The 19,744-nt window shown below is 68.7% G+C and carries 15 protein-coding genes; 3 read left to right on the top strand and 12 right to left on the bottom strand.

The window, feature by feature from the left end; all coding sequences use genetic code 11:
* Positions 1–58: 58 nt before the first annotated feature.
* The 5 genes from UUA_RS06760 to UUA_RS06740 form a co-directional block, all read right to left on the bottom strand.
* Complete coding sequence (locus UUA_RS06760; protein WP_008435367.1) at positions 59–667, bottom strand: class I SAM-dependent DNA methyltransferase; 609 nt, start codon at positions 665–667, stop codon at positions 59–61.
* A 43-nt stretch (positions 668–710) separates the two neighbouring features.
* Complete coding sequence (locus UUA_RS06755; RefSeq protein WP_008435366.1) at positions 711–1,628, bottom strand: sensor domain-containing protein; 918 nt, start codon at positions 1,626–1,628, stop codon at positions 711–713.
* Positions 1,625–1,990 (bottom strand): PadR family transcriptional regulator, encoded by a 366-nt coding sequence (locus tag UUA_RS06750; RefSeq protein WP_008435365.1) that lies wholly within the window; start codon positions 1,988–1,990, stop codon positions 1,625–1,627. Before UUA_RS06750 ends, UUA_RS06755 begins: the two co-directional genes overlap by 4 nt.
* Before the next feature lie 137 nt (positions 1,991–2,127).
* A complete protein-coding gene (locus UUA_RS06745; protein ID WP_008435363.1) occupies positions 2,128–3,933 on the bottom strand; it encodes an EAL domain-containing protein in 1,806 nt (601 codons plus the stop codon).
* Between the two features lie 18 nt (positions 3,934–3,951).
* On the bottom strand, positions 3,952–5,541 hold the full coding sequence (locus UUA_RS06740) for a methyl-accepting chemotaxis protein (RefSeq protein WP_235605926.1): 1,590 nt from the start codon (positions 5,539–5,541) through the stop codon (positions 3,952–3,954).
* A gap of 318 nt (positions 5,542–5,859) precedes the next feature.
* On the opposite strand from UUA_RS06740, the gene UUA_RS06735 reads away from it, so the two are divergent.
* Both UUA_RS06735 and UUA_RS06730 read left to right on the top strand, forming a co-directional pair.
* Positions 5,860–6,795, top strand: a complete 936-nt coding sequence (locus tag UUA_RS06735) for a peptidylprolyl isomerase (protein ID WP_008435355.1) — start codon at positions 5,860–5,862, stop codon at positions 6,793–6,795.
* Between the two features lie 225 nt (positions 6,796–7,020).
* Positions 7,021–9,165, top strand: coding sequence for an AsmA family protein (locus tag UUA_RS06730; RefSeq protein WP_008435354.1), 2,145 nt, complete (start codon positions 7,021–7,023; stop codon positions 9,163–9,165).
* A 42-nt stretch (positions 9,166–9,207) separates the two neighbouring features.
* Here the strand turns inward: UUA_RS06730 and UUA_RS06725 are convergent, their stop codons facing one another.
* On the bottom strand, positions 9,208–9,978 hold the full coding sequence (locus UUA_RS06725) for a DUF4349 domain-containing protein (RefSeq protein WP_081491518.1): 771 nt from the start codon (positions 9,976–9,978) through the stop codon (positions 9,208–9,210).
* Positions 9,979–10,183: 205 nt separating this feature from the next.
* Between UUA_RS06725 and UUA_RS06720 the strand changes: the two genes are divergently transcribed.
* Positions 10,184–11,113 (top strand): DMT family transporter, encoded by a 930-nt coding sequence (locus tag UUA_RS06720; RefSeq protein ID WP_008435350.1) that lies wholly within the window; start codon positions 10,184–10,186, stop codon positions 11,111–11,113.
* Positions 11,114–11,216: 103 nt separating this feature from the next.
* On the opposite strand, the gene UUA_RS06715 is transcribed toward UUA_RS06720, so the two are convergent.
* The 6 genes from UUA_RS06715 to UUA_RS06695 all read right to left on the bottom strand — a co-directional run bounded on the left by UUA_RS06715 (position 11,217) and on the right by UUA_RS06695 (position 19,662).
* Positions 11,217–14,366 carry an efflux RND transporter permease subunit gene (locus tag UUA_RS06715; protein ID WP_008435349.1) on the bottom strand — a complete coding sequence of 1,050 codons (3,150 nt, stop codon included), beginning with the start codon at positions 14,364–14,366 and terminating at the stop codon, positions 11,217–11,219.
* Between the two features lie 10 nt (positions 14,367–14,376).
* Positions 14,377–15,642, bottom strand: coding sequence for an efflux RND transporter periplasmic adaptor subunit (locus tag UUA_RS06710; RefSeq protein WP_008435348.1), 1,266 nt, complete (start codon positions 15,640–15,642; stop codon positions 14,377–14,379).
* On the bottom strand, positions 15,639–16,886 hold the full coding sequence (locus UUA_RS06705) for a TolC family protein (RefSeq protein ID WP_081491517.1): 1,248 nt from the start codon (positions 16,884–16,886) through the stop codon (positions 15,639–15,641). Before UUA_RS06705 ends, UUA_RS06710 begins: the two co-directional genes overlap by 4 nt.
* A gap of 66 nt (positions 16,887–16,952) precedes the next feature.
* Positions 16,953–17,315, bottom strand: a complete 363-nt coding sequence (locus UUA_RS06700; RefSeq protein ID WP_153022982.1) for a hypothetical protein — start codon at positions 17,313–17,315, stop codon at positions 16,953–16,955.
* A 108-nt stretch (positions 17,316–17,423) separates the two neighbouring features.
* Complete coding sequence (locus UUA_RS20270) at positions 17,424–17,489, bottom strand: hypothetical protein (protein ID WP_337999106.1); 66 nt, start codon at positions 17,487–17,489, stop codon at positions 17,424–17,426.
* Between the two features lie 100 nt (positions 17,490–17,589).
* Entirely contained in the window at positions 17,590–19,662 is a 2,073-nt protein-coding gene (locus UUA_RS06695) for a heavy metal translocating P-type ATPase (RefSeq protein WP_008435345.1), read from the bottom strand.
* Positions 19,663–19,744: the final 82 nt, after the last annotated feature.

The raw sequence follows: 19,744 nt of genomic DNA, 5'->3' as shown, positions 1-19,744 counted from the left end.
CGGGCGCTGCCCGCCCTACGAAGCAAGAGCATCGCGAACTGAGGTGCTTGGCAGCCAATCAGGCCGGCAACTGCGCCCGTTCCAGCGCCGCGATGTGGCGTTCCAGCCGCGGCCCGAGATAACAATGCGAGCCGCACGGCAGCAGCCCCACCCGACCGAATTCGCGCAGGTACCACGCCGGTGTGCGCGCCACGAAACCGTGGCGGTCGCCGGCCACGTCGTCGCGGCTGGTGAACACCTCCAGGAACGCCACGCCTTCGAGCATCTCGCCGATGCCCTGCAGCCCGGCGCGGATCTCCACCGGCTTCAGGTAATGCAGCACGTCGGCGCACACGATCAGGTCAAAGCGGGTGTCGAAGCGCAGCTGTTCCAGCTGGCCGAAGCGCGCCAGGCCGATGCTGCGGCTGCGCCCGTAGCGGGCCACCACGTACTCGCTGGCATCCAGCCCGCGATAGGCGATGTCCGGCCGCAGTGCGCGCAGCGGCGTACGCCAGGTGGCCTCCCCGCAGCCCACGTCGAGCACGTTGCGGATCGGCCGGCCCAGGTAGTACTCCGCCTGCGCCACCACCATCGCCACCTTGCGTTTCAGCTCCGCCGGCGAGCCCACCGCATGCCGCGGGTCGCGGTACCACTTGTCGAAATAGGCGCGGTCGTAGGTCTTGGGCATCGGCAGTCGGTCCGGCAAAGGCCGCATGGTAACCGGGTGGTCTTCAATCCGCCGCGCGCGGCACCAGCATGTGCTTGGCGACCTGGCCGTGCACCCGGCCCAGCGCGCGCGCCAGGTGCAGGGTGGCGAACAGCAGCACGATGCCGATCACGCACATCGCGATCGCGTCGCCCCAGCCCGGCACATGTGCGCCGAAGCCCCAGTCCACGGTGACCTGGCGCGGCCAGGACAACCAGCTGTCATCGCGGAACAGCATTGCCAGCGGCGCGCCGATGAACGCCACCGACACGCTGAGCAGGGTCACTACCAGCGTGAAATAGACGATGCCCAGCGGCAGCATCAGCCACATGTAGCAAAGCGTGGTCCAGGTGTGCACGTCGGTGAACATGCTGCCGATGCGCTGCATCAGGGTCATGCCCTGGGTGGGATACACCGGCCGGCGCGGCATGCGCATGCCGAGCATCGCCTCCACGATGCGCCCTTCCACCAGCGACAGCACGCGCACGCTGCCGAAGAACAGCACGATGAACGGCAGGCCGATGATCAGCACCGACAACCCCACCGACAGCGACAGCCCGGTCACCGCCCAGGTGAAGTAGAAGATGCCGGTGGCCAGCGCCAGCAGCATGTAGAACAGCGCGCCGTAGGTGCGCGGATCGGCGGCAACGCCGAAGAAACGCCCGGCCAGCGAACGACGCTTCGGCGGCCGCGGCGGGCGCAGCGCGCGCTGGATCCTGATCTCCTGGTCGCGGTAGATCTCGGCCACCTCATCCGGCGCGCCATAGCTGCCGACGACGTGCTCCAGCATCGCCGCTTCGCTGCGATCGGGCTGCTCGGCCAGTTCGGCGCGCAGGTGTTCCTCGGCGTCGTACAGCGCGTCCTGGATCAGCGCCGGATCGGCGCCGCGCAGCGCGGCACGCAACTGCTCAAGGTATTCGACGATGGTGCGTGGCGCGTTCATGACACCCCTCCTTGCAAGACGTTGTCGACGGAATCGCGGGTGGCCTTCCATGCGGCGACCCATTCGCGCAGTACCTCGCGCCCCGGCTTGGTAATGCGGTAATAGCGGCGCGGCGGCCCGCTGACGGACGGCCCCACCTCGCTGGCGAGCAGGCCGGCCGCCTCCAGGTTGCGCAGCACCGGATACAGCGCGCTCTGCTTGCCGGCCAGCACCCCCTCGCCCGTTTCTTCGAGCCGCTTGGCGATCTGGTAGCCGTACATGGGCTGGCGCGACAGCCCCAGCACCGCCAGCAGCACCAGCGACACGGTGCCGCTGGACAGCTCCTTCTGGAACTTCTTCAACTGGCTGACGCTGTCGTCCACTTCAGCTCACCCGTACTGCCGCATGGCGTTGAGTGAACCATAGTGTGAACTTGATACTAGTGCATGGGCCTGAAGTCATGCCCAAGCCGAACAGCATCTGCGAACATGGCACCGCAACCATGCCGCCCCGATGCGGCTCAGCGGACAGGCTCCGTCGCCTCGCTCGCGGGGGCCAGCAACACGTGGAAGCCCAGCCGCTCGCGCTTGGCGTGCCGCTTGGCGCGGGCCGCCAGCGTGGCGATCACTTCCGGGCGGCGGGGAAACGGGGCCTGGATGCGCACCGCACCGATCGACGCGGTGGCCAGCGCGAAGAACTGCCGCGCACCACGGCGATCCTCGCCCTCGATGCCGCCCTGGGCGAGGTCCTCGGCATCGAACAGGGCCCGCGAACGCTCGTTGAACTCGGCGATGATGGTGCGGCAGCGCGACTCCCAGTCGGCGCTCTGGAACAGCAGGATGAAATCGTCGCCGCCGATGTGGCCGACGAAGTCGCGCGCCGGGTCGATCCGCGCAGTGAGAATCGCCGCCAGCAGGCGGATCATCTCGTCGCCGCGGAAGTAGCCGTATTGGTCGTTGAATGGCTTGAAGTCGTTCAGGTCCACGTAGGCGGCGACGAATACCCGCTGCTCGCGCATCAGCCGTTCCATGTGCTCGGTCACCGGGATGTTGCCCGGCAGGAAGGTAAGCGGGTTGGCGTAGCGCGCCGCCTCGATGCGCTGCTCGGTCACGCGCCGCACCAGCGATTCGCCGGTGCCGAGCCCCAGGTAGCGCCCGCCGCGGGTGATGATGAAGCCGTCGGTCAGGTAGCGCTGGTCCTCGCCGCGCAGCACGTCGGCCATGCTCTCCAGCGACTGGCCCTCCTCGCAGAGCAGGGGCGCGACGTGCATGAAGGCATCGCAGGATTTCCGCCCGAACAGCTCGCGCGCGAACGGCTGTGCAAGGCGCTCGGTGAACACGCGGCGATTGATGAGGCCCACCGGTCGTTCCGCGTCGGTGACCGCTATGGCGTGCAGTTCGTTGTGCCGCGCGAACAGCACCGCCACGTCGTCGTTGGTCTGCTGCAGGGTGACGGCCGGGGCAGAAATTACCAGATGACCGGCCTGCACCGGCCGCAGCGTGACCGGGCCGCGCGGTCGCGGCGGTACCGGCACCACGTGCCCGCGGATCGCCTCGCGGGCCTCGTCGCTGACCGCGGCGAGGGCCTCGACCTGCGGCCGTCCCAGCAGGAAGCCCTGGGCGTAGGAAATGCCCAGCTCCCGCAGCAGCCGCAGGTCCGCGGCATCCTCCACACCTTCGCCCACCAGGTCGGCGCCGAGCGTCTCGGCGACGCTGCACAGCGCGCGGACGATCGCGAGTTTTTCCGCGCTGCGCGCCAGCCCGTGCACAAGGTAGCGATCGATCTTCACTATTTCGGGGTGAAGCTCGTTCCACATTTCGAAGTTGGAATGGCCGTTGCCGAAATCATCCAGCGCGATGCGCGTGCCGCGGGCGCGCAGATAGCCGACGGCGTGCGCGAGCTCGGTGGGGTTCTGCACGATGTCGCGCTCGGTGATCTCGACCGTGATGCGGTCGATGCCGATGCCGGCACCCGACAGGACCGCGATCAGCAGGTCCGGCTGTAGCCCGCCGTCCAGGATGGCGTGCGCGCTGAGATTGACCAGCAGGCGGCCACCCGCGGACTGCCTGGCAAAAGCGGTGCAGACGGTGCGGGCGGCCAGCAGCTCGAACTCGCCGAGCCGCCCCTTGGCACGGGCCAGGTCGAGCATGTCGAGCACGCTGAGGTCCTGCGCGCCTTCCGCCGGCCGGCACAGGCCTTCGTGCGCGACCACGGTCATGTCGTCGAGCCGCACCACTGGCTGGAACACCGCCCGCAGCCCGCTGCCGCCGGCTGCCTGGTCGAGCAGCGATGGACCGCGATTGTCTGGACCGATGACCATGCTCATTTGGGCTTGACCGTCTGCTCAGGTGAGGGCCGGAAGAAGGTGGGCGACCAAGGGGCGCGCAGATGTGACGGGCTCGTCGTCGACCCGCAGCGGGGCCGGCACCTCCGCCAGGGTGAAGAAGCCGACTTCGTCCAGCAGGGCCGTGGCGCTTTCCCGCATCGCACGGCTCGCCATGGCAGCCTGTTCGCCGAGCGCGGCGTTCTCCCGCGTCATCGCCTCCATGTCGATCACCGCCTGGTTCACCGCGGTGATCTCGCCGGCCTGCCCGCGGCCGGCCACCAGCATGGCCGCCATCGCCTCGGCCAGGCGATCGACGCTGCTGCCGATGCTTTCGATCACCTCGCCGGCCCGGGCGACCCGGCCCAGCCCGCTGCGCACGGCGTCGTCGCTCGCCTTGACCAGCCCACGGATGTCCCGCGCCGCCTCCGCGCAACGCTGGGCCAGCTGGCGCACCTCGGTGGCCACGGCCGCGAACCCACGGCCGTGTGCGCCGGCCCGGGCGGCCTCGATGGCTGCATTGAGGGAAAGCAGCCGGGTCTGGAAGGCCACCTGGTCGATCAGGTCCAGCATGTCGCCCATGCGGCGACTGGTGCGGTCGATGGCTTCCATCGAACCGATGGCTTCATCGACGGCAAGCCGGCCGTGCGCGGTCTGCTCGCGCGCCTCGCCTGCCGCGCGATCGGCGTCCCTGCCCAGCCGCGCGTTTTCGGTGAGGGTCGCCGCGATGCTGGCCATGGCGCCGGAGGTGCGCCGCAGTTGCTGCGCCTGCAGCTCGGTGCGCCGACCGAGCGCGTCATTGCCAGCGGCGATGTCGGCGGCATGGCGGTCGAGCAGGCGCGACCGGTCGCGCACCAGGCCGATCACCGCGGCCAACTGGCGGTCCATGCCATCGAGGCTGCGCAGCAGGCGACCGATCTCGTCGTCGTGCCCGGGCTCGATCGGCTCGCCCAGCGCGCCCTTCGCGATGCGCGCGGCCGCCCGCGCCGCGACAGCCAGGCGGCCGGTCAGCGAGCGCATGATGCGCAGGTCCATCCATAGCGTCAGCCCCAGCGCAGTGGCCACCAACAGGATCAACGCATACAAGCCGCGCCGGTTCGCCTGGTGCTGCAGCACCGCTTGCGCCTCGCCGTCGGCAAGCGCCAGCGCGAACAGGTTGGAAAAGTCGCTCTTGAGCGGACCGAAGGCGTTTTCCACGTCGTTCGAGACCTTCAGCCGCGCCAGGTCGAACTGCTCCGCCTTGAGCAGGGCGATCACCTCGTCGACGGCCGCATCCGCCGCGATGCGATGGGTTTCCGTCAGCGCCAGCAATTGCCGCTGCCGGGCGCCGAGACCGCTCGCCCCGAGCGGTCCCCAGTGCTTGCGGACATCGATGCGACGGGTCTTGACCTGGAGCTCGGCGTCATCGACGGACGAGGGCAATTCGGTCAGCGCGGCGTGCGTCACCGACTGCAGCATGTCGTTGTAGTCGTTCTGGATCCGTCCCACGTACGCCACCGGCGCGAGGGTGTCCGACACCACGTGCCGCAGTCGCGCGTCGGCGCCCGCAAGCAACAGGGCGGACCCGGCGCACACCAGCAGAAGCAACACCACGGTGCCGGCCAGCCGCACCGCCAGGCGCGCACCGAACGAGGAGAAAGCAGGAAAGCGCAGGCGCATGGAGGGACCGGGTTGGACGGGACCACCAAGCTAACGGCGGCCACCTCGTTAACTTGAGGGAATATCCAAATATTTCTTTTGTATTTCAATTACTTGGCAAATACATTGCGGATTCGCCCGGTACATCCGGCGAATGGGCTGGCGCTGCCACCACGGGCGACAAACATGCCCGGTTTGCAAGACAGTGCTGTTGCAGAGCCTTTGGTGTCGTGCCCGTCGGCACTCTGCTAAGTTGCCGCCCTCGCCCATCGTTTGCGCAAGGGGAATGCCATGCTCCGCCGCCACCTCGTGACCGCGCTTGCCCTGGCCGGCAGCCTGCTGGTGCTGCCAGCCGCCGCCGAACAGGACAAGCCCACGCCGACCCCGAAGGAGATCCTGGCCAGATCCGCGCCGGCCGAATGGCGCACGCCGGACCCGCAGAACCTGCTGCTCATGCAGTTGCCGAGCGGGCGCGTGCTGATCGAGCTGGCGCCGGACTTCACCCCGCTGCACGCCGCCAACATCCGCACCCTGGTGCGCCAGCACTACTTTGACGGGCTGGCGATCGTCCGCGTGCAGGACAACTTCGTCACCCAGTGGGGCGACCCCAATGACGACGACAACGGCGACAAGAGCAAGCTTCGTTCGCTGGGCCAGGCCAGCAAGACGCTGTCCCCGGAGTTCACCCGCGCGATCGACGCCAAGCTGCCGTGGACACCGCTGCCGGACGGCGACGTGTACGCGCCCGAGGTGGGTTTCAGCGAAGGCTTCCCGGTGGCGCGCGACCCGGCCAGCGGGCAGCAATGGCTGGCGCACTGCTACGGCATGGTCGGCGTAGCGCGCGACGTGGCGCCGAAAACCGGCAGTGGCAGCTCGCTGTACGCGGTGATCGGGCAGGCGCCGCGCCGGCTCGACCGCAACCTCGCCGTGGCCGGCCGCGTGCTGGAAGGCATGCCGCTGCTGTCCGGCCTCCCGCGCGGACCCGAGCCGATGGGCTTTTACGCGAAGCCGGAGCAACGCGTCACCATCGAATCCGTGCGCCTCGCCGCCGATCTCCCTGCCGCGCAGCGCCCGGCGATCGAGGTGCTGCGCACCGACAGCGCCAGCTTCGCCGCGCTGGTCGAGGCCAGGCGCAACGGCCGCAACGCGTTCTACACGAGGCCGGCTGGCAAGGTCGACCTGTGCAGCATCGAGGTGCCGGTGCGCGAGGCGAAGTCGGCGCACTAGACGTTCGCGTCGGCGGGGCGAACATCCGGCCCACGCGCGTCGGTGACCTTGCCGGTCTGACCGCTTGCGGAAACCGCGACATGTCGTTCACCCGGCAAGTACGCGTGAACGGCGAATGAAATCCGGCCGTCACCACATAACCTTTGCATGCCTGCGGCTATCACTGATGCCGCTGCCTCGACGCGTCCGCACGACGCGCGAGGCCGACCGCTGCAGGAGTGTCGGATGCAACGCCACCGGAAAGTACTCAGCTGGATCGCGGGCACGCTGCTGGTGCTGCTCGCAGTGCTGCTGCTCGCGGTCGCCATGTTCGACTGGAACCGCGCGAAGCCATTCATCGCCGACAAGGTCAGCCAGGCCATCGGACGACCGTTCGCAATCAACGGCGCGCTGACCGTCGACTGGCGGCGCGACCGCCTCGGCGGCTGGCCAGCCTCCTGGATCCCGTGGCCCGAGTTCACCGCGCGCGACATCAGCATCGCCAACCCGGACTGGGCCGCGCAACCGCGGTTCGCCCACCTCGACGCGCTGCGCTTCCGGCTGTCGTTGCCGGCGCTGCTGGCGCACCGCATCGACGTGCCCACGCTGCAGTTGGTGCGTCCCACCGTCGATCTGGAGCGCGACAAATCGGGCCGTGCCAGCTGGGATTTCACGCTGCCGCAAAGCACCGTGCCCTCCGCCTGGAAACTGCAGCTGGGCACGATCGGCTTCGATCAGGGAGTGATCACACTCGACGACGCCGCCAGCCGGGTGAAACTCAAGCTGGTGGTGGAGCCACTACAGCAGGCCATTCCCTACGAGCAGATCGTGGCGCAGCAATCCAGCGATGCGCGCGGGCAGGCCGGCAAGACGGCCGGTGCGGCGGCGACCAAGGCCATGGCCGGCGGCGAGGCCACGCCGGAAAAGGTCGGCCAGGCGACCGCGTCGACCGTCTACCAGTTCGGCTGGACCGCTGAAGGCAGCTACCAGGGCAGCCCGCTCAAGGGCAAGGGCCGCACCGGCGCCGTGCTGGCGCTGCAGGACAAGAGCATGCCGTTGCCGCTGCAGGCCGACCTGCGCATTGGCGACAGCCACATCGCGCTGGTCGGCACACTGACCGATCCGCTGCACCTGGGCGCGCTCGATGTGCGCCTGTGGTTCTCCGGCTCCAGCATGGCCAGGCTCTACCCGATCACCGGCATCACCCTGCCCGACACGCCGCCGTACGCTACCGAGGGCCATCTCAAGGCCGAGCTGCATCGTGGCGGCAGCCGCTACAGCTACCAGGGTTTCCGCGGCCGCGTCGGCGGCAGCGATCTTTCCGGCAACCTGCTGTTCGTTACCGGCGGCGCGCGGCCCAAGCTGAGCGGCGAGGTGCACTCGAAGCTGCTGCGCTTCGCCGACCTCGCCCCGCTGATCGGTGCCGACTCCCGCGCCGAAAAGGCGCAGCGCGGCGACGCCACGCCGCAGCCAGCCGACAAGCTGCTGCCGGTGGAACCGTTCCGCACCGGGCGCTGGCGGGCGATGGACGCTGACGTGAACTTCACCGGCGCGCGCATCGTGCGCGGTGCGGCGCTGCCGATCGACTCGCTCAGCACCCACCTGGTGATGAACAACGGCGCGTTGTACCTCGACCCGCTGAGCTTCGGCCTGGCCGGCGGCACGGTGCGCAGCAACGTGAGCCTCGACGGCAGCCGCACACCGATGCGCGGTCTGCTGAAACTCAACGCGCGCCACCTCAAGCTCAAGCAGTTGTTCCCGACCTTCGAGCCGATGCGCACCAGCCTCGGCGAGATCAACGGCGACGCCGCGCTCGATGCGCAGGGCAACTCGGTGGCCGCCCTGCTCGGCAGCGCGAACGGCGAGCTGACGCTGCTGATGAACGATGGTGCGATCAGCAAAACCCTGCTGGAAACCGCCGGCCTCAACGTGGCCAACATCGTCATCGGCAAGCTGTTCGGCGACAAGACGGTGCCGATCAACTGCGCCGCCACCGACATGGCCGCGAGCAACGGCCTGTTCGACATGCGCCTGTTCGTGTTCGACACCGGCGACGCGCTGGTCAACGTGACCGGCACGGTGAACCTGGCCAGCGAGAAGCTCGACCTCGACGTGAAGCCGCACACCAAGGGCCTGCGCGTGTTCTCGCTGCGCTCGCCGCTTTACGTCCGCGGCACGCTGAAAAACCCGGACGTCGGCGTGCACGCCGGCCCGTTGCTGGCGCGCGGCGCAGGCGCCGTCGCACTCGGCGCGGTCGCCGCGCCGGCGGCCCTGCTCGCCCTGATCGCCCCCAGCCACGGCGACAACGGCGACAACACCTGCCGCACCGTGCTGCAGCAGCTGCGCAGCTCCGACACGATGCGGCCCGGCAAGCCGGCGGCAAGGAAATAGGCGTTGGCACCACACCGGACGCAACAGCCCGGCCTCGCCTCGTCAACGCTCCTGCATTCGCCCGCGACGGGTGAATCGACGCCACAGCCAGAGCCACAGCAATGCCAGTGGGAAAGCCAGGATCAGGAACGGCAGACCGTAGCCCAGCAGCCGCAGCGCATCGGTCACGCCCTCGGTGGTTTCGTCGAGCAGGCCGGAAAAGCCATCGCCGATACGCCCACTGCGCGAGTACGCACTGGTGTCGCCGAAATGCAGTTCGAGCCGGTTGGTATCCAGCCGGCGCTGCTGGTTGGCAGCCACTGCCTGCACCGACTGCAGTTGGCTCTCCACCGAAGCCTGCTCGCGACTGAGCGCAATCAGGTCGGCGACCGCGATGTCTTTGCGCGCAGCCAGTTCCGCCAGGTGTTGTGCGTGCTTCTCGAGCAGTTCGCGCTGACGCTGGTTGTCGTTCACGACATCGGCGAGATCCTCCGCTGTGGTCTGCCGGAACCCGACCGTGCCGCCTTGCGCAGCCAGCTTCGCCATCGGCTCCACGCCTTCCGGAACGATCCGCACGGCGAGTTCGGCGTCGTGCTCGGCCTGCTCGATGCGCAATACATCGCAGGCACCGAAACGGCCCGTCTCGCAGGCCTGCCGGGCCGCCGTCACCCGGCCGGCGATCTCGGCCCCGGGCAACCTGATCCGCAGCACGTGCTCATAGGCCAGCATCGCACCGGCCTTCGACCTTTCCCCGCTGATCGGGGCCGGCGAGACTTCCTGCTTCTTCGAGCACCCAACGAGAACCTGCGAGACTCCCAGCAGAACCAGGGTCATCCAGACAGTGTGGCGACAGGACATGCGATGTTCCCCCGATACAAGGCAAGTTGGAGCAATCTGCCATAGCCGCAGGCAAACGCAAACCCCGGCGCGACGATGGTGCAACAGGCGAGACGGATCACCCGCGGCATTCGACTCGCGGAAGTCCGTCCACCCGGCAGGGACGCTAGAATGTCGCGCCGTCCTCCCCTGCGAATTCCCCATGCAACCCGTCAACCAGGCCCGCCTGCAGATCCATTTCTGCGTGTTGCTGTGGGGCTTCACCGCGATTCTCGGCAAGTTGATCACGCTGCCCGCGTTGCCGCTGGTGTGGTGGCGCATGCTGCTGGTGGTGGCGGCGCTGTTGCTGATGCCGCGGGTCTGGCGCGGCTTGCGCGCGATGCCGGCGCGACTGATCTGGGCGTATGCCGGCATCGGCGTGCTGGTGTCGCTGCACTGGCTCACCTTCTACGCGGCGATCAAGCTGTCCAACGCCTCGGTGGGCGCTACCTGCATCGCGCTGGGGCCGGTGTTCCTGGCCTTCATCGAACCGTGGATCGCGAAACGCCGCTTCGATCCGCGCGAGCTGCTGATCGGCGTGGCGGTGGTGCCGGGTGTGGTGATGGTGGTGGGCGGCGTGCCCCACGACATGCGTCTGGGTATCGCGGTGGGCGTGCTGTCGGCGCTGTTCGTGGCGTTCTTCGGCTCGCTCAACAAACGCCTGGTCGAGCACGGCGATCCACTCACGGTGACCTTCATCGAGCTGGGCACCGGCACCGTCTTCCTCACCCTGCTCGCGCCATTCATCCCGCACGCCGGCCCGGCATTCATGCTCCCGGGCGCGCACGATGCGCTGCTGCTGCTGGTGCTCGCGTTCGGCTGCACCTTGCTGCCGTTCACGCTGGCGCTGGTGGCGCTGCGCCACATGAGCGCGTTCGGCACGCAGATGGTGACCAACCTGGAGCCGGTCTACGCGATCGTGCTGGCGATCGTGCTGCTGGGTGAGCAGCGTGAGCTGGACGGCTGGTTCTATGCCGGCGTGGCGGTGATCCTTGCGGCGGTGTTCATGCATCCGCTGCTGAACCGCCGGGCACGCAGCACCAGGCAGCCCGAACTGCTCGGCACGGCCGAGAGTCACTCCATGGTCGACTGATCCATCGCCACCCGCACTCCCGAGGAGCGCCCCACGACCGACAAGCGGCACCCGCTGCCAGGCGCCCGGGCCATCGACCACTTCGGCAGTGGCCGATGGCCTCTCAGCCGGCGGGCACCCGTCGGCGTGCCTCGCCGGCACCGTGCACCCACCGGTACAGCGCCGGCAGCACCAGCAGGGTCAACAGCGTCGAGGACAGGATGCCGCCGATCACCACCGTGGCCAGCGGACGTTGCACTTCGGCACCGGTGCCCACGTTCAGCGCCATCGGCACGAAACCCAGCGACGCCACCAGCGCAGTCATCAGCACCGGCCGCAGGCGGGTCAACGCGCCTTCGACAATGGCACCGTCCAGGTCCCGGCCTTCGTCGAGCAGGCGGCGGATGAACGACACCAGCACCACGCCGTTCAACACCGCCACGCCCGACAGCGCAATGAAGCCCACGCCGGCGGAAATGGAGAACGGAATACCGCGCAGCCACAGCGCCAGCACGCCGCCGGTCAGCGCCAGCGGCACGCCGCTGAAGATCACCGCGGCATCCCGCGCCGAACCGAACGCCATGAACAGCAGGCCGAAGATCAGCAGCAGCACGACCGGCACCACCACCTGCAGGCGCTGGCTGGCCGAGATCAACTGCTCGAAGGTGCCACCGTAGTCGATCCAGTAGCCCGCCGGCAGGGTGACCCCGGTGGCCACGGCGCTGCGCAATTCCTCCACGAACGAGCCCAGGTCGCGGTCGCGCACGTTGGCGGTGACCACCATCCGCCGCTTGCCGCTTTCGCGGCTGATCTGGTTCGGCCCAGTGGACAGTTCGATGCGCGCCACCTCGCCCAGCGGTACCGTGGCGGGGGCGGAGGGATCGCCGCGCGCCGGCAGCGGTATCGGCAAGCTACCCAGCGCCTCCAGCCGGCTGCGCTGCGCCTCCGGCAGGCGCACCACGATGTCGATGCGCCGGTCGCCCTCGAACACCTGGCCGGCGGGGCCGCCGCCCATCGCGATGGATACCGTGTCCTGCAGGTCGGCGACCGACAACCCATAGCGGGCCAGCGCGGCGCGGTCGGGCTGGACCGTCAGCAACGGCAGGCCGGTGGATTGCTCCTGCTTGACGTCGGCGGCACCGGCCACGCCGGCGGCAACCTGCTCCACCCGTTCGCCCAGCGCCACCAGCGTGTCGAGGTCGTCGCCGAAGACCTTGACCGCCACTTCCGCGCGCACGCCGGCAATCAGCTCGTTCATGCGCATCTGCACCGGCTGCGTGAACTCGTAGTTGTTGCCCGGGATGGCGCGCACGGCCGCATCCATCTCGCGGACCAGTTCGGTCTTGGGCTTGCGCGGATCGGGCCAGTCCTTGCGTTCCTTCATGATGATGTAGGTATCGGCGACGGACGGCGGCATCGGGTCGGTCGCCACATCGGCCGTGCCCAGCTTGGCGAACACGTGGCTGACCTCCGGGAACTGCTTGATGCGCGCTTCCAGTTGCACCTGCATGCCGATCGCCTGGTTCAGCCCGGTGCCCGGGATGCGCAGCGCATGCACGGCGATGTCGCCTTCGTCCAGGTCGGGGATGAATTCGGCACCGAGGCGACCGGCCAGCAGCCCGGCGGCGACGACCAGCACGGTCGCCGCGGCCACCACCGCGACTCGCCACGCCATCACTCGCTGCAGCAGCGGCGCGTAGACGCGGCGGACAGCGAGCATCAGTCGGTTCTCCTGCTCGGCTACGCGGCCGGTCACGAACATCGCCACCGCTGCCGGCACGAAGGTCAGCGACAGCGCCATCGCCGCGGTGATCGCGATCACCACGGTGAACGCCATCGGGTGGAACATCTTTCCCTCGACCCCCGAGAGGCTGAAGATCGGCAAGTACACGGCGGCGATGATGAACAGGCCGAACAGGCTCGGCTTGATCACCTCGGCCGTGGCGCTCGCCGCCAGCGCGAAACGCTCGTCCCGGCGCAGCATGCGGCCCAGGCGGTGCTGCGCCTCGCCGAAGCGGCGCAGGCAGTTCTCCACGATGATCACCGCGCCATCGACGATCAGGCCGAAGTCGAGCGCGCCCAGGCTCATCAGGTTGCCGGAAATGCCGTTGCCGACCATGCCGGTGATCGTCATCAGCATGGTCAGCGGAATGACCGCGGCGGTGATCAGCGCCGCGCGCAGGTTGCCCAGCAGCAGGAACAGCACCGCGATCACCAGCAACGCGCCTTCGACCAGGTTCTTCTGCACCGTAGCGATGGCCCGGTCGACCAGCAGCGTGCGGTCGTACACCGTGCGTGCGCTGACCCCGTCGGGCAGGCTCGCGTTGATCGTCTTCAGCTCGGCCGCGACCCGCTGGGCCACGATGCGGCTGTTCTCGCCGATCAACATGAACACGGTGCCCAGCACAGCCTCGTGACCGTTCTCGGTCGCTGCACCGGTGCGCAATTCCTCGCCCTCGGCGACTTCGGCCACGTCGCGCACGCGCAGCGCCACGCCGTCCTTCCGCCCGATCACGACCTCGCGCAGGCCATCGAGGTCGGCGATCTGCCCAGGCACACGGATCAGATACTGCTCGCCGAACCGCTCGATGTAACCGGCACCGACATTCGCGTTGTTGCGTTCCAGCGCCTGTTGCACGTCGACCAGGTTCACCCCGTAGGCAGCCAGCCGGGCCGGATCGGGGGTGACGTGGAACTGGCGCACGAAGCCGCCAATCGTGTTCACCTCGGTCACTCCGGCAAGGTTGCGCAGCTGCGGCCGGATCACCCAGTCCTGCAGTGAGCGCAGGTCGGTCGGCGTCCACGGCTGGCCGTCAGCCCGCCGCGCATCGGGGGCAGCCTCGACCATGTACATGAAGATCTCGCCCAGGCCGGTGGCCACCGGTCCCAGCGTCGGCTGCACGCCCGGCGGCAGCTGCGTGCCGACCTCCTTCAGCCGTTCGGCCACCTGCTGCCGCGCGAAGTACACGTCGGTGCCGTCCTCGAACACCGCGGTGATCTGCGACAGGCCGTAGCGGGCGATCGAGCGCGTCTGCTGCAGATGCGGCAGCCCCGCCAGCGCCATCTCGATCGGGTAGCTCAGGCGCCGCTCCGCTTCCAGCGGCGAATAGCCGGGCGCCTCAGTGTTGATCTGCACCTGCACGTTGGTGATGTCGGGCACCGCGTCGATCGGCAGCTTCGAATAGTTCCAGACGCCCAGTGCGCCCAGCCCCAGCGCCAGGACGAGCACCAGCAGGCGATGCGCGATCGCGGCGCGTACAAGTCGTTCAAGCATGCCGGCGTCCTCAGTGGTCGTGGCTGGCGCCGGACTTCTCGATGTCCGCGCGGATGAGGAAGCTCTGCTCGCTCACGTAGGTCGTGCCGGGTTTGAGGCCGCCGAGCACCTCGGCCGCGTCGGCATCGCGCTCGCCCAGCTCCAGCATGCGCACCTCGTAGGTGTCGCCGACCCGGGCGAGCACCACGGGGAAGTCGCGAAAGCGCTGCAGGCCTGAAACCTTCACCGCCAGCGGCACTTCACGCTGGGCGACGGTGACATCCCCGACCACCGCCATACCCGGACGCCAGGCGCCGTCGGGGTTGGGGATGCGTGCACGGGCCACCACGCTCGTACCCATGTGGGTGACCGGTACCAGGGCGTCGATACGAGTCGCCAACGCCTCGCCGCCGCTGGCCGGGCGCACACTCACCGCCTGCCCCGGCCGCAGTCGATCGGCGTCGCGTCCGACCGCATGCAGTTGGACCCAGACCGAGGACAGGTCTGCGATCTCGAACAGCGGCGCCTCACCGGCGACGTCGCCGACATTCGTGTTGCGCGCCAGCACCACGCCGTCCAGCGGTGCGGTTACCGCGTAGCTGCGCATGCTGTCGTTGCCTTCCACCGTGGCCAGCGTCTGCCCGCGGCGCACGCGGTCGCCCAGGTTCACCGGCACGCTGCGCACGATCCCCGGAAAACGGGCACGCACCATCGCCTGGCGGCTGCGGTCAATCGCCACGCGCCCCATCAGCGGCAGCACGTCGCGGATCGTGGCCGGCCCAGCCACCGAGGTTTTCACCCCTGACGCTGCGGCAATCGCCGCCGGGATCGTGACGCGTCCTTCGTACGAGGCGTAGTTCCACGCATGCGTCTTGCCGGCGTGGACGGCACTGACCTTGACGTCGAAAGAATGCGGCTCGATCACCGTGCCGTCGGCAACCAGCGCGTCGCCCTCGGGCCCGAACGCGAAGCGGGTGGTTTCGCCGTCCAGACGTCTGATCTCGATCACCGGCTGCAGCGCAGCCGGCGGCAGCGGCTTGCCGTCGCGATAGCCGTACAGGCGGAACTCCGGCGGCACGCCGGCTTCGTAGACGGTGACTTCGAGTGCGAACGAACCGTCGCGCAGCAGGCGGCCGTTGTGCGGGCCGCGCTCGAACGCATCGGCGGCAGCGTGTTCGCCTGCGGCCGGTTCGTGTGCGGCACGCTCGCCGCAGGCGCCAAGGGCAACAATGGCGAGAACCAGCAGCACCAGTGCAGTGCGCTTGATGGGAGCGCTTTTCAGGGACATGAACTTCATGGCGACGAAACTCCGGCGGAGACCGTCATCCGTTCGATGTCGGTCAACAAGATGTGGTAACGGACGGCGGCGTCGATCTGCGCGTTGCGCAGTTCGAGCAGCGTGCGCTGGGCCTGCGACAGCGCGACGAAGCTGAAGCGCCCCGCCTCGAAACCCTTGCGGATCAGCGCCAGCGCAGCTTCAGCCTTGGGAATCATGCGGTCGCGATGCGCTTCGAAGGCGGTGCGTGCGTGGACCAGTTCCTGGTACGCGGAGAACAGCCGCTGGCGCACGTCCATCTGCTGCGCCTGCGCGCGCGCGTCGGCCGCCTCGGTCTCGGCCTCCGACTGGGCCACGCTGAGCGCGGAGCGTCCGGCGCTGCCCAGCGGCAGCGATACCCCGGCGATCAGCGCCGTGTCGTTGAACGTCGACAGCCGGCGCACGCCGACGTGCCAGGTAACGTCCGGCCTGGCACTGGCGGCGGCGACGCGCTCGCGCGCCCGTGCCGCGTGCGCGTCCAGCGCCAGGCCGCGCAAAGCGGGGTTGTCGGGCAGGCGCGAAATGAGGGCTGCATACGACGGTACCGCGGGCAACTCGAACAGGTTGCCGGCCACCGCGTCGAAATCAGGCTCGGCGGCATGCCACAGCGCGGCCAGCGAAACCCTGGCACTGGCCAGCTCATGGGACGCGTGCTCCACCTCGATGTCGGCCCGCGCCTCGGCGATCTGCATCAGGTCGAGGTCCGACTCCGGACTGCGGCCGGCTTGCACCCAGCGCCGCACGGTCGCCGTCAGCTCGTGCGCGAGGGCGAGGTCCTGCGCCGCCACGGTGGTGCGCGCCTGGTCGGCGAGCACTTCGACGAAGCGCCGTGCGGCCTCGGTGGCCAGCTCCAGACGGATCTGTTCCAGCGCATTGCGCGACCGCTCGATGTCGATGGTACCCGCGGCCACGCGAGCGTCGCGCTTGCCGCCCCGTTCGAGCACACGGCCCAGCCGCAAGGTGGTCTCCGCCGCCTGCACGCCGGCCAGGGATCCGCTGCCGGCCACGTTTTCCACCTCCGCCCCCACCACCCAGGGCGGCGCAAGGCCGGCAAGGTCCGCTTGCCGTTCGGCGGCGACGACGCTCCGGTCGCCGGCACGAATGGCCGGGTTGTGCGCGAGCGCACGAGCCACCGCTTGCGGCAGCGAAAGGGCCTCGCCCGCCACCGCAGGCGCACCGAAGCCGCCTGCCAGCAGCAGAAGACACAGACAGCGTAAAGAAAACACGACGATCTCCCATCGAATGCACAGTCAACGAGTTCAGGCCGCGATGCGGCCGTCGGGGCGTTGCCGTCAGACGATGGGAGGGCGATGCAGGCGGGTCAGCGAACCGTCGGGTGCGGAGGCATCCTGCCAGGGCGTGCAGGCGTCCGCCTGCACCGGTGCGCACAGCGCAACGACGACTTGCGGCAGGGTTGCCGCTGCGCCGGCCAGGTAATGCACATGGACGTGCGAGCCGTCCGGCAGCGGCACCACCGGCTCGCCGGCACTGTCGGCATGCTGGTGATCGGCGGCGGCATCGGCGGCGATCGCGTGCACTGCCGTGTGCGCGCCGTCATGGCTATGCGTGATCCACCTCGGCATCAAGGCCGACAGCACCATCGCCAGCGCGAACAGCAGCACCGCGCGCACCATGACGGGGCGACGATGGGGCAAGCGGCGAAGAGTGCAAAGGACGCTCATGACCCGCCCACTATGCGCAGGAAGAGCCGCGAAGGCAACCGGCGATGCGACGCACCACCGGTCATTCACCCGCCGCGACGGTCACCCGCGGCAGCCCTTCTGCTGCTGCACGGGCGGGCACGGCACGCTGCCCCAGGAGCAGAACACGCAGCAGTCGCCGCAGCCGGGGGCAGTCGTGGAAGAACCGGATGGCTTGAGTCTCCAATGAGTTCGTCGAGGAATCGAGAGCGCCGGGAACCTCGGCGCTCTACAGCGCGGTCCGTCGGAGAAGCTGCGCGTTGATCGCCACGATTATCGTGCTGGTGGACATCAGGATCGCGCCCACCGCTGGGTCCAGCAGGATGCCGGCCCAGGCCAGCACGCCCGCGGCCAGCGGAATCGCCACGATGTTGTAGCCCGCCGCCCACCAGAGGTTCTGCACCATCTTGCGGTAGCTGGCCCGGCTCAGGGTGACAATGCGCGGCACGTCGCGCGGGTCGGAGCGGACCAGGACCACGTCTCCGGCCTCCACCGCCACGTCCGTACCCGCGCCGATGGCAACGCCCACGTCCGCGGTCACCAGCGCGGGCGCGTCGTTCACGCCATCGCCCACCATGGCGACCTTCCTGCCGCCCTGCTGCAGTTCCTCGATCTTGGCGACCTTGTCCTCCGGCAGGACCTCGGCAAAGACCACGTCGATCCCCAGCTCCCTGGCGACGGAGTCGGCCACGGCCTTGGAGTCGCCCGTGAGCATGGCAACCTTGATGCCGGCAGCGTGCAGGCGTTCCACGGCTTCCTTCGACTCGGGTCGCACCGCGTCGGCGATGGCGAACACGGCGAGTACACGGTTGCCTTCGATCAGGTAGGTGGCCGACTGCGCGTTGGCGGCGGCGGTCTCCGCTGCTTCCTGGATCCTCGTGCCAGGCTGGAGGCCCAGGCGCCTGAGCATGCCGGGTCCGCCGACACGAAGCGTGCGGCCTTCCACCTCGGCACGAACGCCGACGCCGGCCATCGACTCGAATCCCGCCGCGGCAGGCACGTCCAGGCCGCGTTCCTTCGCGCTCGTTGTCAGTGCATTGGCGATGGGGTGTTCGGCGTCACCCTCGACTGCTGCAGCCAGGCGCAGGGCGTCATCTTCCGTCACGCCGTCCTCGACCGCCATCGACACGACGCGATGCGAACCAAGGGTCAGCGTACCAGTCTTGTCGAACACGACGATATCGAGGTTGCGTGCCTCTTCCAGACCACGCCGGTCGCGTACCAGCAGGCCGTTTTGTGCCCCGATCGTCGTGGAGATCGCGGTCACCAATGGCACCGCCAGCCCGAGGGCGTGCGGGCAGGCGATGACCAGCACCGTCACCACGCGCATGATGGTGAAGTCCAGCGTTGCACCCACCGCCCACCATGCAATGAACGTGACCACGCCCGCACCAATGGCGATCAGCGTGAGCCAGAACGCCGCCCGATCCGCCAGCGCCTGGGCACGCGAACGGGACGTCTGCGCCTGCGCAACCAGGCGCATGATCCCGGCCAGGGCGGTCCTGTCCCCGGTGCCGGTGACTTCGACCCGGAGCGATCCCTGTCCGTTCACCGTTCCGGCGATCACCTTGTCGCCCTCCCGCTTCTCGATCAGCTTGGACTCGCCGGTGATCATCGACTCGTTGACGCTGCTCTTGCCGCTTTTCACCAGGCCGTCGGCAGGAATGCCCGCGCCGGGGCGGATCAGCAACACGTCGCCGTCCCTGAGCGCAGCGACCGGCACCACTTCGGTTTCATCGCCCCGGGTGATCCGTACCGCCGTGTCCGGCAGCAGTTTGGCCAGCTCCTTGAGCGCGCCCTGGGCCTGGAAGATGGAGCGCATCTCGATCCAGTGGCCCAGCAGCATGATCGTCACCAGCGTCGCCAGCTCCCACCACAGCGCATGTCCCGGATAGCCCAGCGTCACCGCCGCGCTGTAGAGGAAGGCGACGACGATCGCCAGCGAGATCAGCGTCATCATGCCAGGCAGGCGGTCGGACAGCTCGCTCCATGCGCCCTTCACGAACACCCAGCCGCCGTAAAGGAAGACGGCCGCACCGAAAATGGCAGGGATGTAGCCCGAGCCGGGGAACTGCAGCGCTGTATAGCCGAACCATTTCTGCAGCATCGGCTCCCACACCAGCGCGGGAATGGTCAGTGCCAGGCTGATCCAGAACCGGTCGCGGAACATCTCCACGCTGTGGCCGGCGTGCTTGTCATGGCCATCGTGTTCGCCTGTGTCCGGCCCATGTTCGCGTGCGCGATGCTGTGAATGATCATCGGGTGAATGGCCGTGTCCGGCATGGTGATCGTTGTTGTTCATGGTTCCCTCCGCTCAAGGGGGTGGAAAATCACGTTGGGGCCTTGCGGCTGCGGTGTCGAGGTGGGGAGCAAACAAAACCTGT

The sequence above is a fragment of the Rhodanobacter thiooxydans LCS2 genome (assembly GCF_000264375.1).
GTDB classification, from domain to species: domain Bacteria; phylum Pseudomonadota; class Gammaproteobacteria; order Xanthomonadales; family Rhodanobacteraceae; genus Rhodanobacter; species Rhodanobacter thiooxydans.
This window is presented reverse-complemented; position numbering and strand designations above follow the sequence as displayed.

Coding starts and splice junctions, on each gene's coding strand:
- UUA_RS06710 (WP_008435348.1), bottom strand. CDS start 15,642: ATGAAGTTCATGTCCCTGAAAAGCGCTCCCATCAAGCGCACTGCACTG.
- UUA_RS06735 (WP_008435355.1), top strand. CDS start 5,860: ATGCTCCGCCGCCACCTCGTGACCGCGCTTGCCCTGGCCGGCAGCCTG.
- UUA_RS06755 (WP_008435366.1), bottom strand. CDS start 1,628: ATGAACGCGCCACGCACCATCGTCGAATACCTTGAGCAGTTGCGTGCC.
- UUA_RS06715 (WP_008435349.1), bottom strand. CDS start 14,366: ATGCTTGAACGACTTGTACGCGCCGCGATCGCGCATCGCCTGCTGGTG.
- UUA_RS06760 (WP_008435367.1), bottom strand. CDS start 667: ATGCCCAAGACCTACGACCGCGCCTATTTCGACAAGTGGTACCGCGAC.
- UUA_RS06695 (WP_008435345.1), bottom strand. CDS start 19,662: ATGAACAACAACGATCACCATGCCGGACACGGCCATTCACCCGATGAT.
- UUA_RS06730 (WP_008435354.1), top strand. CDS start 7,021: ATGCAACGCCACCGGAAAGTACTCAGCTGGATCGCGGGCACGCTGCTG.
- UUA_RS06745 (WP_008435363.1), bottom strand. CDS start 3,933: ATGAGCATGGTCATCGGTCCAGACAATCGCGGTCCATCGCTGCTCGAC.
- UUA_RS06725 (WP_081491518.1), bottom strand. CDS start 9,978: ATGACCCTGGTTCTGCTGGGAGTCTCGCAGGTTCTCGTTGGGTGCTCG.
- UUA_RS06720 (WP_008435350.1), top strand. CDS start 10,184: ATGCAACCCGTCAACCAGGCCCGCCTGCAGATCCATTTCTGCGTGTTG.